Origin of the sequence: Bariatricus sp. TF06-38A, from assembly GCF_027690675.1 — a bacterium.
Classification (GTDB): Bacteria; Bacillota; Clostridia; order Lachnospirales; family Lachnospiraceae; genus Allocoprococcus; species Allocoprococcus comes.
In genome coordinates this window covers 1-13,060 of the sequence record NZ_JAQFCE010000028.1, presented here as the reverse complement: position 1 = coordinate 13,060, position 13,060 = coordinate 1, and the positions used below count along the sequence as shown (strand labels likewise).

Sequence of the window (13,060 nt, the reverse complement as noted above, 5' to 3'; positions counted from 1 at the left end):
GTTTGAAAATTACACATACTTTGCTGCGTAAGTCATGATCAGTTCCTGTGTCGCCTCTTCTGCGTCAATCTCTCCGGCAAGTCTTCCACCGGACATAACCATGATACGGTCACAGATTCCGAGAAGCTCCGGCATTTCTGAAGAAACTACGATAACTACTTTGCCGCGGTTCGCAAGATCGATGATGAGCTGATAGATCTCATACTTTGCACCGACATCGATTCCTCTTGTCGGCTCATCCAGAAGCAGTACTTCCGGATCGGTAAGAAGCCATCTTCCAAGGATAACCTTCTGCTGGTTTCCACCGGAAAGTGCACGGATCTTTGTCTCCTGCGACGGTGTCTTTGTCCGCAGCGCATCAATATATTTCTGCGTATCTTCTTTCATGGATTTTTCACTCAGATAAAATCCTTTTTTGTGTCTCTTTAAGCTGGAGATAACGGTATTTTCACGAATGTTCAGGATGCCGAAGATACCGGTTGCTCTTCTCTCTTCTGTCAGAAGTGCAAATCCGTTCTTGATCGAATCCTGTGCATTCTTATTGCTGACTTGTTTTCCGTCAAGTTTTATCGTTCCTGATTTCCTGGTTGCAATTCCAAAAATTGTCTCCAGAGTTTCTGTACGCCCACTTCCGTCAAGTCCGGCAATTCCAAGAATTTCTCCTTTTCTTGCTTTGAAGGAAACATCATTCAGGATCGAATACATTCCGGAAAGGTGTTCCACTTCAAGCGCTACATCGCCCGGTTTATTTGTCTTTGGCGGGAACTGATTGGTAAGCTCACGTCCAACCATCAGGCGGATGATATCATCCATCTCCAGATCATCTGCTTTCTCGGTTGCTACCCAGGTTCCGTCACGCATGATCGTGATTTCATCTGAAATCCGTTTGATCTCTGCCATTTTATGTGAAATGTAAATGATTCCGCATCCTCTCTTTTTCAGCATCTCAATGATATCAAACAGATGCTCTACTTCCTGCTCTGTAAGGGAAGAAGTCGGCTCATCAAATACGATGACTTTTGCATTCACAGATACTGCTTTTGCAATCTCTACCATCTGTCTCTGTGATACCGGCATCGTACTCATGATCCTTTTCGGATCTACATCAATTTTCAATTCTTCAAATACTTTTTTTGTGTCGTCATAGATTTTTTTCTCATTTACCATGACGCCGCCCACTTTCGGGTAACGTCCGAGCCAGAGATTATCCATGACGTTTCTTTTGAGCGCCTGGTTCAGTTCCTGGTGAACCATTGCAACTCCATTTTCAAGAGCTTCTTTCGAATTCTTGAAATTAATCTCTTTTCCCTCCAGCTCAATCTTGCCACTGTCTTTGTCATAAATTCCGAAAAGGCATTTCATCAGTGTTGACTTTCCGGCTCCATTTTCACCCATCAGTGCATGGACAGTGCCTGCTTTAACTGTCAGGGACACATGATCTAATGCTTTTACGCCCGGAAATTCTTTACAGATATCCGTCATCTGCAGTAAAACATCCTGTTTCATAGCTGTCCTCCTGTCTCTCATCTTCTAATCTCGCATACCTTTCGAACCTGCCGCTATGCAGTTCCATCCGGCTGCGTCACAACTTTAGAAAAGGTGGCTGGCCAACCACCTGGCCGCCACCTTTATTTTTTACATTTTTATTTTCCTGAGTATTCCTGGTAAGGAATGAAGATCTTGTTGCTTACTTTTTCGGAAATATTGTAAGAATCTGTTCCATCCATCAGATCTTTTCCACCTGCTGCATTCTTAGCAAGGTCTGCGATACAAGCTGCCATACCATCTGCATCCTGTTTAACAGTTGCTGTCATCTTGCCATCAGCGATCAGCTGTTTTGCTGCGTCTGTAGCATCAACACCAAATACCGGGATCATCTTGCAGTCTTTGCCTGTTCCAAGGTTGTATCCCTTATCATTCAGAGCTGAGACTGCACCCTCTGCCATACCGTCATTGTTGCAGATAACAAGTTCGATCATGTTATTGCTTCCTTCGTTGTACTGGGAAAGGTTGGTTGTCATATAGTTGTTGGCTGCTGTTGCACTCCAGTTACCATCCTGGTCAACCTGATATTTGTCACTGTTAGAAGCGTCAAAGTATTCCAGTGCCGGTTTGCCGGCGTCTGTGATGATCTTATCTGCATCTTCTACAGCAAACTGTGTACGATAAATAGCTTCTGCATTTCCGAGCTGTCCCATGAACATTGCGTAAGAGATCTTTCCATCTCCGTTGAGATCCATTTCATCAAAATGTTCTACTACATAGTTACCGATCATTTCGCCCTGCATATGTCCTGCTTCCGGAGCGTCTGTTCCTACAAATGCACACTTGTCATAGCTTCCAAGTACATCGCCTTCTGTCTTGTCATCTTCGATCGCACGGTTGAAGAAAATAACCGGGATTCCTGCTGCTTCTGCTTTTTCAACGATCTGTGAAGAAGCATCTACAGAACCGGATGTAACGATGTTAACGATCAGTGCTGTAGCACCTGTCTGGATCGCTGTATCAATCTGTTCGTTCTGTGTTGTCTGGTTGCTGTTTCCATCATAGTCCTGATATTCAACACCCATCTCGTCAAGTTTTGCATCGAGTGCTGTACGGACAGATGCGATATAAGTATCAGAATAGGTATAGTAGAATACTGCGATATTAGCGTCTGATGATTTCTTATCACTGCTTCCACCATCACTGTCACTCTTACCGGAGCCCCCGCATCCTGCAAGCATTCCAAGTGCCATCACACCTGCGAGCATCGCTGCTACAATTCTTCTTTTCATAATTTCGTTCCTCCTTGTATAACGTTTACTTGATGATACGAGTATAACAAGAAGGGAATAAAACACCCATGTGAAAAACTACGAGGAGTTTGTGAATTTCAACGTTTATATAAATTTTTACTTAATTTCGTCCATAAATGTTTCAAATGCCCAATTCTTTAAAAAGCTGTAGTCCAAATATTTTTCAGACTACAGCTTCTATACTTCACTTCCGAGCAGCTACAAACATTCCACCCGTTACTTTTCTTCAAATGAAAACAGCGCCTTCTGGCTCTTATCATCATACATATTTTCTCTTGTCACCAGAATACTGCTGGTTGCCGTCTCTTTCTTTTCCGGCTTCTGACCATTCAGTAGTGTATTGATCTGCTCAATCCCCAGGTATCCCATCGCATATGGGTTCTGGACGATCAGCGCATCTACATTTCCTTTTTCCAGCATTCCAATGGATTTTACGTTACTGTCAAACGCAACAACCTGCGTCCGTTCTCCGGCGCCAAGTGCTTCTACCGCATCCCCGACTCCAAGTGTTGTCCATTCATTAAATGTCACGATCACATTGATCTGCGGATTGTCAAGCAACATCCTCTCGGTGCCCTCTCTTGCGTCGGTGATCGTAGACTTCACATTGATGGACGCCGTAATATTTGCCCGGTCATCATTAAGAACCGTATCCCGGAATCCCTTTTCACGAAGCTGCCCGTTCTCCGTACTCTTATCAAAATTTACGATTCCGATATTTAGATTTTCCGCCGGATTACCAAGCACTTCTTCTCCTGCCATACATCCGGCTTCATAATTGTCTGTACCAATATAGCATTCCACAGCCTCACTGTTTACCGGACTGTCCACAACCACAATTCTGATTCCTGCCTTTGCCGCACGGTCGATTGCTTCCGCATTCTTTTCAAAATCAATGGCAGAGAACAGAAGTGCATCTACCTGTTCCCGGATTGCCCGGTCTATCATTTCATTCTGCGCCTCATAATCTTCCTCACCGTCTCCATCCGGTCCTTCGCACACCAGATCCAGATTATATTCCGCACTTGCCGCACCGGCTCCCGCATATGCAGACTGCCAGAAAGAAGAATCCATGGATTTTGTCAGAAACACTACTTTTTTCTTCTCGATGACGCTATTTGTACTGCCTTCTTTTCCTTCCCCAAGTCCGTCACCCGTCAGGACAAAAAACAGAATTGCAAGTAGGATCACACCTGCATCAATTGCAATAAATGGTTTTCTTCTACTTTTTCTCATATTCTTCCTCCCTGACCTTCGGCATACGGATCGTCACACAGGTTCCTTCATCCAGCTCACTTGTGATATTCAGTCCATAATTGCTTCCAAAATAAATCTTGATCCGGTCATTTACATTCTTGATTCCGATTCCGGTACGGTCTCCCGGCTCTTTGCGCAGAATCTCCCGGCACTGTTCTTCCGTCATACCGATTCCGTTATCCTCCACCTGGAAAATAATATCTTCTCCGTCCTCAAAAATACGAATCCAGATCTCACCCTCATCGATCATCTGCTTTACACCATGATAAATTGCATTCTCGATAATTGGCTGCAAAGTAATTTTGTTACAAAGATACGAAAGACACGACTCTTCCACCTCAAATGAATAGGTAAATTTGTTCTTATACCGATAATTTTCAATCTTCAGATAACTCTTTGCATGTTCCACTTCTTTTTCGATCGGAATCAGCTCATGCCCTTTACTGATACTGATACGGAACAGCCTTGCAAGTGCCGTAACCATCTCTTCTGCATCTTCATTTTTCCCGTCTTCACACATCCATGCAATCGCATCCAGTGTATTATACAGGAAATGTGGATTGATCTGCGCCTGAAGCGCTTTCAGCTCTGTTTTCCGCAGTGTGATTTCTTCCTGTCTGACCTGCTCCATCAGCTTCTGGATCTTCACAACCATGTGTTCAAACGAGTTGGATAAAGTCGTGATCTCTGTAGTTCCCGCCATCGGCTCAAATACAAAATTTTCAGCATTTTTTTCAAACCGGTGCATGTCATCAGCAAGCTGCCTTACCGGTGCTGAGAACAGTTCTGAAAATGCCCATCCGAGAAGAAAGACTGCTCCCATAACCAGACACAGGACGATCAGAAGTCTGGATACCGCACTGCTTACCTTCTCCGTAATCATTTCATCTACATAGCAGACACCTACAATTTTCCAGTCACAGTTCTCCAGATTTTTCACAGTATAGATCGCCTGTTCCTGAATATGTGTCCCTTCTTTTAAATCCATTCCCTTCTCTTCTTTTAACCCGGAATAAATGAGCTGCTGCTGTGGATGATAGATCAGATTGCCTTTTTTGTCCGCAATATAGGCATAGCCGTGCTGCCCGATCCCTACATCATCAACATAATTGGCAATGTCAGAAAAACGGATGTCAATATTTACCTGTATACTGGTTCCGTCTTCTTTCTGAATCTTCTGGTAAACGGTTACAACCCATGGATAATATCCCTCAAACAAAGATTCCACATATGGTTTGGTTATACGCAGCCTGCCATCGTCATCTTCCATTTCGATACTCTGAACAATGCGATAATTCTCTTTCAGCTTCTGCCCCCTGTTCCAGTAACGCAGAAGCTCCCCATCTTCACCACAGATTGTTACCGCTACTACATCGGAACGGATATTTACCAGATTCTGGATATATTCCTCAGAATGATTATTCTCATGACGCATTCTCGCCACGATCCCTTCCAGTATGATCCGCATATCCTGTGTATAATTCTCAACCGTATTCTGTACCTGTTCACAGCTCTGGGAACTGCTTGTCACTGCACTTTGCTCCATTGCATTCCGGTAAATCTGAACAAAAATAAGCGTTGCAGCCACTACCGAAATCAGGACGATTCCCATTACCATTGCAATAAACACACCGGAAATAGATATATTCCATCCCTTGTGCTGATCTGCTTCTTTTTTACGCCTGTTCATGTTCCCTCCTGTATTTGTTCGGTGATACTCCAGTCAGCTTTTTGAAGCAGTGGCTGAAATAATACTGATCCTTATAACCACACAGCTCTGTAATCTCACCGATCTTCATACCGGTACACTGCAGAAGCTCCATTGCCTTTTCAATTCGTTTTTTCGTCAGGATCTCAACCATTGAACTGCCTGTCGTCTTTTTTATCAGACTGCTGAGATAATTCGGCGACACCCCGATCTCTTCACTGATGATCATAACAGACAGATCCTGTTGGGCATAGCGGTCCTGTATGATCTGCACTGCCTGCTCGCAGATCACCTCGCTGCTCTTCTTTCTCTGATCCATAAGCATTTTTTTAGCCTCCATACACAGCATTTTTATGATCTGAAAATTCTCTGCCATACGTTCCATTTCACGCATCTGCTGCATGGAATATTTTTTCTGAAGAACTTCTACACCACATTCCCCGATTGCCATATAAATAACCTTATATACTGCCGCCCCGATCTCGGTCAAAAGTATCGTACTAAGTACCAGTGTATTCTTGCCTCCATTTCGCAGCTTCTTTTCCAGATCATCCAGATAAATCTCCAGATCCTCTGCCATTCCACCACGTAAAAAATTCTCCATCGTTGCTGTAATTTCCTGTATTTCTCCCTGTTCCAATCCCGATCCGTGCTCTGCATCGGAAATGAAATAGACACTGCTTTTATCCTTTCTGGAATAACTGAGCGCATTCATTGCCTCCAGATAGCTCTCTCTGCATTTTCCAAGAGTATTCACACTCCTGCTTACCCCGACCTGACAGCAATATCCCATAATACGCTCCACACTCTGAACAATTTCTTCTACAATAATATGTAAATACTTACCCATACCTCCCGGAGTCGTCGCGATCAGCGATACCACTCTTCCTTCCAGATGGCAGCTTACATAATGAACATATTTTTTCAGGATCATATCAACTGCATTTACACTGCTATAGCTTGTCTGATCCTTTCCATTTGCATCACGGATTCCGGTTACAAGCACCACGTACTGCATATTATCCGGCTTTGGATTACGGATCAGCTCACATTCCTCTGCCCGCTCAAGAAGTGCCTCTTCGGACACCCGTTCATTCTGAAAGCTGTCGAGCAAAAGCGGAATAAGGAATTGCGTCTTGCGGATGTCCAGCTTCTCTTTTCTTTCTTTTGTAAATTCTTCCACTCGCTGATCCATGGCTTTTTTAATCTTTATCAATTCCGCCTCGATCTCTTTTGCTGAAATCGGCTTCAGCATATAGCTTACAATATTATATTGAATTGCCTGCTGCGCATAGGTAAAATCATCAAATCCACTTAAAAATGCGATCTGTACCATCGGGCGAACTTCCCTGACCGCCCGTGCCAGCTCAATCCCCGATAAAAATGGCATCTTGATATCAGTAAGGAGCAGATCTGGTTCCAGCTTTTCAACCAGTTCCAGCGCGTCTGCACCATTTTCAGCTTCCCCGACCACTTCAAAACCAATCTCTTCCCACTTTACCCTGCGAACAAGACTTCTTCGGATTTCCTCCTCATCATCAGCAACAACAACTGTATATTTCATATTTCTCCCTTTTTCACTTACTGTCAAACTTTCATCTGGTTACAATTTCTCTTTTTATATTATAGAAGATTCTTATCCACTTTTCCATAAATATATCTCCACTTAAATTTGTAAAATTCTACGATTGTATACACAATAATAGTATAAAAAACGGACAGGCTAAATAGCTTTTCAGTCTGTCCGCTTTTTACATCTTCTTATGCTGTTTTAAAAATTACATTTTTATAACGATTCAATGCAGTATAAAGGACTAATCCAAGCACACCACATCCGACAACTTCTCCGACACCAACTGTCAACATCATAAACGGAATTGGAAGTGCTACTCCATATCCGTAACGAAGTACAAACGGAACGATTACTGTGTTAGCAATAATCGGTGGTAACGGTGCAAGGAAACGGTTTTTGTTACGAAGCTGATAAGTAAAAAATGCTCCGATCAAAGTTGCAATGCTTCCGAAAATGATATCCGGCAGGATTGCTCCTCCGAGAATGTTTCCAACAATACAGCCAACGAAAAGTCCAGGAATTGCTGCCGGTGTAAATACCGGAAGAATCGTAAGTGCTTCTGCAATACGTATCTGTACTTCTCCGAATGAAAATGGTGCAAATACATAAGTAAGCACCACGTAGATTGCAGCGATCATCGCTGCCTGAGTCATAAATGCTACATTCTTGTTCTTCATATGAAATTCTCTCCTCTAGTTTTGTTTTACGTGTGGAAGGTCACGAACACACGATTCATTTTCGCGCAGCAATGAGTCTGGCGGCCATGCTTGCATGGACATCTGACGAATGCCGCGGAAGGCATATACTGTAAGTATATGACCTTACGCCGGGAATCGGCGAAACCCTTGTAAGACCTTGTTTTTAGGGGTTTTGTAACGGGTGTTAGTATAGCATGGGACGGATGAAAAATCAAGGTAAGTACCAAAAAATTTACGACACTGGTAAACATTTCGTTCACCCCTTGCGTCCTGCTGCCAGATATGCTATATTTAAGACATAAAGAGGGAAACCGCAAGCGGCTACCCGCAAATAGTGTCAACTATTACTAATGTCAGTCGTCAACTATTCCCAGTAGTTGGCGGCTATTTTCTTTTACCCTTGAAAATCTCATAGCAAAGACCTACAAGGGCAACAATGAATATACTAAACTGAATCAGATCAGAATATGTAACCATCGTATCGCCCTCCTTTCTTTCGTCTGGAGGGTGTTTTTTATCCCTCCGTAACAGAGGGTAGCCGCCTGGCTTTGGTTTCCCTGTCTGTATCTTACCATGATGACAGCAGACAAGGCAACCATTGTGTTATGTTATTTCTGAAAAATCATTCGCTATATTTTTTCAGCCGGGAAATCAGCCGGCATATTCTTTAGCAATAACATATCATTCAGTATTTTCAATGCTTTTCGCAAATATGCTTGATAATCCGTTTTTCGAGCCGGAACAGAAGCAAAAGTGCATATTTTATCATATCCACATCCTTCAGTAAGAGTTATGAATAATTTACTTGCCAAGCCCGAATTAGACTGTATTGCAGCCTATAATATCATTATAAGATCTTCATTATCTGCATTTCTGCAAAACTGTACCAACTCTTTTTTTCTGCAATCTGTAATTAGATAATCTTTCATGTATGTTTCGCGTACTGTCATTTTCACTCCTTCGCTATATAGTTTCGCTTGTACGGATTTTTTATATTTCATAAGACCACAGCTCGCCCTCTGTTTCATTTTCCGGGATTCTAACAATCAGATCATCATTGGGGATGTACGCCTGTGCAATCTGAATCAGTAAATCTTCCAGAGCTTCTGCAGTGCGAGCGCATAGTTTTATTCCCGCCACATGTTTCCAGGCACTTACATATCCAGACGTTAGAAATAGATCTGCTACCAGTATGTTACTTTCCCATTTTGTCCGTACCTTTGCTATTTTTAATTTTCTGCTTTTATGTGCTTACTGGCTGTGATTTGGCAGCAGATTTGCGAGAAGAAAAGAGGTACTGATGAGCAGAATTAAGAGAATCAATGTCCGGTATGGGCAGATAGTATTTGATTTAGATGATATTGACAGGATCATGGAAGAATACTGGAAAATTGTAAGAGCGGTTTTAGAAGAAGGAAGATGTTTAAGGACAGTAACAGGAAGAAACCCATTTGAATTGATTTAATAAGTGCTTGTACTTTTGTTCTTGTAATAAAAACTGCTTATCAAGCATATTTACGAAAAGCATTGAAAATACTGGATGATATGTTATTGCTAAAGAATATGCCGGCTGATTTCCCGGTTGAAAAATATAGTGAAACGGATTTTCAGAAATAATAATGATACGATGGTTACATATTCTGATCTGATTCAGTTTAGTATATTCATTGTTGCCCTTGTAGGTCTTTGCTATGAGATTTTCAAGGGTAAACGAAAATAGCCGCCACTACCGCAAATAGTGACGGCTGTTCATAAATAACAGTCAACTATACAATTTGGGGTAGCCGCTTGCGGTTTCCCTCTTTGTGTTTTAAATATAGCATATCTGTCAGCAGGACGCAATGGGTGAACGAAATGTTTACCCTTATAATCGAGCCGACATTTTAACGTACCAGTCAAAAATGACTAAATTTTTCTCTATAAATCAGGAGCCCGGTCACCACTTTGGCGACCGGGCTCCTGATTTAAAACATAACAAAAGCGGGTGATGGGAATCGAACCCACGTATCCAGCTTGGAAGGCTGGTGTTCTACCATTGAACTACACCCGCATGACTCTTATTATTATATTCATCATTCAACTGTTTGTCAACAATTTTTTTGTTTTTTTTATTTTTTTATTTTTCCACTTTTTCTTTCCCTTACTTCATTCTGATGTTATAATGAAGAGACTCAGTATACTGATAGGAGGGATTAAATATGAAAATTACAGAAGGCTACATGCCTTATCTTGGATACAAAACCTACTACCGTATTGCAGGCGAATGCTCCGGCAATAAAAAACCACTCATTCTGCTTCACGGAGGACCTGGTTCTACACATAACTACTTTGAAGTACTTGACCGACTTGCTGATGAAGGTCGTGCAATTATTTCCTACGACCAGCTCGGCTGCGGTAATTCTTATGTAGAAGGACATTCAGAACTCTGGTGTTCTAAAACATGGATGAATGAACTGATCGAACTCAGAAAATATCTCGGACTTAATGAACTTCATCTTCTCGGACAATCCTGGGGCGGAATGCTCTCAATCGAATACTTATGCGATCACAAACCAGAAGGGATCAAATCCGTTATTCTTTCCAGCACCCACCCATCTTCCAAATTGTGGGCCCAGGAACAACACCGGATGATCAAATTCATGTCCCAGGAAGATCAGGACGCCATTGCCAAAGCTGAAGCAACCGGCAATTTTGACGATCCGGCATATCTCGCAGCCAATGAACGCTTTATGCTTCTTCATGCCGCCGGCGTACCAAAAGACACCGATCCTGAATGCCTGCGCCGTCCAAAAAAAATTGGAACAGACTCTTATATCACCGCGTGGGGACCAAATGAATACACGCCAATCGGAAATCTCAGCAACTATGAGTACCGTGACAAACTGAAAAATATCAAAGAACCGGCACTTATCATCAACGGAACCAACGATCTGTGCACTCCACTGGTTGCAAAGACCATGTATGACAGTATCCCGAATTCACGCTGGGAACTTTTTGATGACTGCCGTCATGTATGCTTCGTTGAAGATACCGACCGCTATTGCAGGCTTTTAAATGAATGGATGGAGCAAAACGACTAAACCTGCTCAGCGTGATTGGATATATTGTTATCTTTGGCTCTTCACTTTCCATGTTTTTCTATAACCGCTCGTGGGCCAGCTAAAACAAATATCACTCTCTTTTTGTATATCAAAAAGTGCAGATCCCTGTGAAAATACAAATCTGCACTTAGCTCATCATATACGCAAAAGACGCATATTCCCGACAAAATTTTTGTTCAGGCATATGCGTCTTTTTGCACTTTTTACTGCTCTCTGAAAGTGATCTCACCCGTCTCACTGTCCATAGCTTCTACAATCGCAAGTGATTCCAGCGGATATCCAAGGTTGCGGATGATTCTTCCGCCGGACTGGAATCCTTTTTCGATCACAATTCCAATTCCCTCTACAGTTGCACCTGCCTCTGTAACCAGCTGAATCAGCCCCTGCAGCGCACATCCATTCGCAAGGAAATCATCAATAATGAGCACATGATCTTCCTCTGAAAGAAATTTCTTTGCTACAATTACCTGGTTCTTGCATTTGTGGGTAAATGATTCGACTTCTGCTACATACATCTCCCCTTCCAGATTGATGCTCTGTGTCTTTTTTGCAAATACAACCGGTACATGAAAATGCTTGGCTACAATACAGGCAATCCCGATACCAGAAGCTTCGATTGTCAGGATCTTGTTGATATTCTTATCTGCAAATCTCTTCTTGAATTCCGCTCCGATCTGGTCAAATAATTCAATATCCATCTGATGATTCAGAAAACTGTCCACCTTAAGAACATTTCCCTCTTTCACGATTCCATCTTTGACAATACGTTCTTCCAAAAAGTTCATCTTACGTTCTCCTCTTCCTTTAATATTCCATGTATTTTTTTCATTGTATCAGTCTGAGCCATGAAACGCAACCCTCTGCGCTATTTTACCAGAATCTTATAATCCTTTTCAAAAATATCGCCCGGTTCCAGTTCATTCCCCCACTCCCTGTTTTCCAGAATATGGTCAAAATCTTCTCTGTCACTTCTTCCATACCATGGCTCAATGCATACGAAAGGTGCGTGTTTTTTTGCCGGAGACCAGATTCCAAAAAGCGGTGCATCAAATTCTACTTCCAGATAAATCTTTCCATCTGCATCCGCAAGACCGATCCTCTGTGCCTGATGATTTTCAATAATAAGTGCATCCTCATCAAATAAATGTTCCTCAAGCTTCAGACATTTTCCGAAAAGATTTAAGATTTTTGTCCGTGGACAAAGTGCACCTTCTTCATTCAGGATGCTGCTCGTGAGCGGTCCTTCTGTATCAAATATCAACTGACAATCCTCCTGCTTTTCTCCTTCTTTCAAAGGACAGTTAAATGCCGGATGCCCTCCGATCGAAAAATACATCTTCTTATCATTTGGATTTTCTACTTTCCACATTACTTCCACCTGACGTCCGGAGAGTCTGTATCCTACTTTCAGAATAAAATGAAATGGATATTTTTCCAAAGTACTTTCTGTATCTTTCAGTACAAACCAAATCTCTTCTTCTGTCTGGCTCTCCAGATCAAATTCCATGTCTCTTGCAAAACCATGCTGTGACAGCGTATATGTTTTTCCTTCGTATACCGACTGCTTCTGCACATAATTTCCTACGATTGGGAAAAGAACCGGTGATGTTCTTCCCCAGAACTTTGGATCCGCCTGCCACAGATATTCCTGCTCTGTCTTATTGTCTTTTAGCGATTTCATTTCTGCGCCTGCTGAAATAACAGTCAGTGTAAGTTCTTCATTTTTCAGTTGATATGCTCCCATTTTTATGCCTCCATTCCTTTCTGTATCTACTTTTCTGCCTCTACGCCGGAAAATTGCGTATTTAACAGAATCCCGGTTAAACAAAAAGCAGGAGAAATGCTGTAAATTCAACGTTTCTCCTGCTTTTCAAACACTGCCGCAGACCGGAATCGAACCGTTTTACTTAATCTCAAATACTGAT

12 protein-coding genes and 1 tRNA gene are annotated in these 13,060 nt (G+C 42.3%); 2 read left to right on the top strand and 11 right to left on the bottom strand.

Features of this window, described 5'->3' with window-relative positions:
* Positions 1–9: 9 nt before the first annotated feature.
* The 8 genes from PG418_RS16165 to PG418_RS16130 all read right to left on the bottom strand — a co-directional run bounded on the left by PG418_RS16165 (position 10) and on the right by PG418_RS16130 (position 9,174).
* The gene (locus PG418_RS16165; RefSeq protein WP_022220687.1) at positions 10–1,506 is read right to left on the bottom strand and encodes a sugar ABC transporter ATP-binding protein; all 1,497 of its coding nucleotides are present in this window, start codon (positions 1,504–1,506) and stop codon (positions 10–12) included.
* 137 nt (positions 1,507–1,643) lie between these two features.
* Entirely contained in the window at positions 1,644–2,777 is a 1,134-nt protein-coding gene (locus PG418_RS16160; RefSeq protein ID WP_055155997.1) for a galactose ABC transporter substrate-binding protein, read from the bottom strand.
* 237 nt (positions 2,778–3,014) lie between these two features.
* On the bottom strand, positions 3,015–4,034 hold the full coding sequence (locus PG418_RS16155; protein ID WP_022220685.1) for a substrate-binding domain-containing protein: 1,020 nt from the start codon (positions 4,032–4,034) through the stop codon (positions 3,015–3,017).
* Entirely contained in the window at positions 4,021–5,745 is a 1,725-nt protein-coding gene (locus tag PG418_RS16150; RefSeq protein ID WP_055155995.1) for a sensor histidine kinase, read from the bottom strand. The genes PG418_RS16155 and PG418_RS16150 overlap by 14 nt, the downstream gene beginning before the upstream one ends.
* Positions 5,732–7,327 carry a response regulator gene (locus tag PG418_RS16145; protein WP_195196573.1) on the bottom strand — a complete coding sequence of 532 codons (1,596 nt, stop codon included), beginning with the start codon at positions 7,325–7,327 and terminating at the stop codon, positions 5,732–5,734. The genes PG418_RS16150 and PG418_RS16145 overlap by 14 nt, the downstream gene beginning before the upstream one ends.
* A 197-nt stretch (positions 7,328–7,524) precedes the next feature.
* A complete protein-coding gene (locus PG418_RS16140; RefSeq protein WP_008371036.1) occupies positions 7,525–8,013 on the bottom strand; it encodes a QueT transporter family protein in 489 nt (162 codons plus the stop codon).
* Positions 8,014–8,418: 405 nt separating this feature from the next.
* Entirely contained in the window at positions 8,419–8,511 is a 93-nt protein-coding gene (locus PG418_RS16135; RefSeq protein WP_227120655.1) for a putative holin-like toxin, read from the bottom strand.
* Positions 8,512–9,024: 513 nt separating this feature from the next.
* Positions 9,025–9,174, bottom strand: a complete 150-nt coding sequence (locus PG418_RS16130) for a hypothetical protein (RefSeq protein ID WP_498837686.1) — start codon at positions 9,172–9,174, stop codon at positions 9,025–9,027.
* 160 nt (positions 9,175–9,334) lie between these two features.
* Between PG418_RS16130 and PG418_RS16125 the strand changes: the two genes are divergently transcribed.
* Entirely contained in the window at positions 9,335–9,499 is a 165-nt protein-coding gene (locus PG418_RS16125) for a hypothetical protein (RefSeq protein ID WP_211134116.1), read from the top strand.
* A 514-nt stretch (positions 9,500–10,013) separates the two neighbouring features.
* On the opposite strand, the gene PG418_RS16120 is transcribed toward PG418_RS16125, so the two are convergent.
* Positions 10,014–10,084: transfer RNA gene (locus PG418_RS16120), tRNA-Gly, on the bottom strand.
* Between the two features lie 148 nt (positions 10,085–10,232).
* Between PG418_RS16120 and pepI the strand changes: the two genes are divergently transcribed.
* Entirely contained in the window at positions 10,233–11,114 is an 882-nt protein-coding gene (pepI, locus tag PG418_RS16115) for a proline iminopeptidase (protein WP_022220301.1), read from the top strand.
* Between the two features lie 224 nt (positions 11,115–11,338).
* Here the strand turns inward: pepI and PG418_RS16110 are convergent, their stop codons facing one another.
* Both PG418_RS16110 and PG418_RS16105 read right to left on the bottom strand, forming a co-directional pair.
* Entirely contained in the window at positions 11,339–11,920 is a 582-nt protein-coding gene (locus PG418_RS16110) for a xanthine phosphoribosyltransferase (RefSeq protein WP_022220300.1), read from the bottom strand.
* Between the two features lie 80 nt (positions 11,921–12,000).
* On the bottom strand, positions 12,001–12,879 hold the full coding sequence (locus tag PG418_RS16105; RefSeq protein WP_498837685.1) for an aldose 1-epimerase family protein: 879 nt from the start codon (positions 12,877–12,879) through the stop codon (positions 12,001–12,003).
* Between the last annotated feature and the right edge of the window lie 181 nt (positions 12,880–13,060).

Bases quoted from the DNA above. Each gene is read 5' to 3' on its own strand.
- PG418_RS16105 (WP_498837685.1), bottom strand. From the start codon at position 12,879: ATGGGAGCATATCAACTGAAAAATGAAGAACTTACACTGACTGTTATT.
- pepI (WP_022220301.1), top strand. From the start codon at position 10,233: ATGAAAATTACAGAAGGCTACATGCCTTATCTTGGATACAAAACCTAC.
- PG418_RS16155 (WP_022220685.1), bottom strand. From the start codon at position 4,034: ATGAGAAAAAGTAGAAGAAAACCATTTATTGCAATTGATGCAGGTGTG.
- PG418_RS16110 (WP_022220300.1), bottom strand. From the start codon at position 11,920: ATGAACTTTTTGGAAGAACGTATTGTCAAAGATGGAATCGTGAAAGAG.
- PG418_RS16140 (WP_008371036.1), bottom strand. From the start codon at position 8,013: ATGAAGAACAAGAATGTAGCATTTATGACTCAGGCAGCGATGATCGCT.
- PG418_RS16135 (WP_227120655.1), bottom strand. From the start codon at position 8,511: ATGGTTACATATTCTGATCTGATTCAGTTTAGTATATTCATTGTTGCC.
- PG418_RS16145 (WP_195196573.1), bottom strand. From the start codon at position 7,327: ATGAAATATACAGTTGTTGTTGCTGATGATGAGGAGGAAATCCGAAGA.
- PG418_RS16165 (WP_022220687.1), bottom strand. From the start codon at position 1,506: ATGAAACAGGATGTTTTACTGCAGATGACGGATATCTGTAAAGAATTT.
- PG418_RS16160 (WP_055155997.1), bottom strand. From the start codon at position 2,777: ATGAAAAGAAGAATTGTAGCAGCGATGCTCGCAGGTGTGATGGCACTT.
- PG418_RS16125 (WP_211134116.1), top strand. From the start codon at position 9,335: ATGAGCAGAATTAAGAGAATCAATGTCCGGTATGGGCAGATAGTATTT.
- PG418_RS16150 (WP_055155995.1), bottom strand. From the start codon at position 5,745: ATGAACAGGCGTAAAAAAGAAGCAGATCAGCACAAGGGATGGAATATA.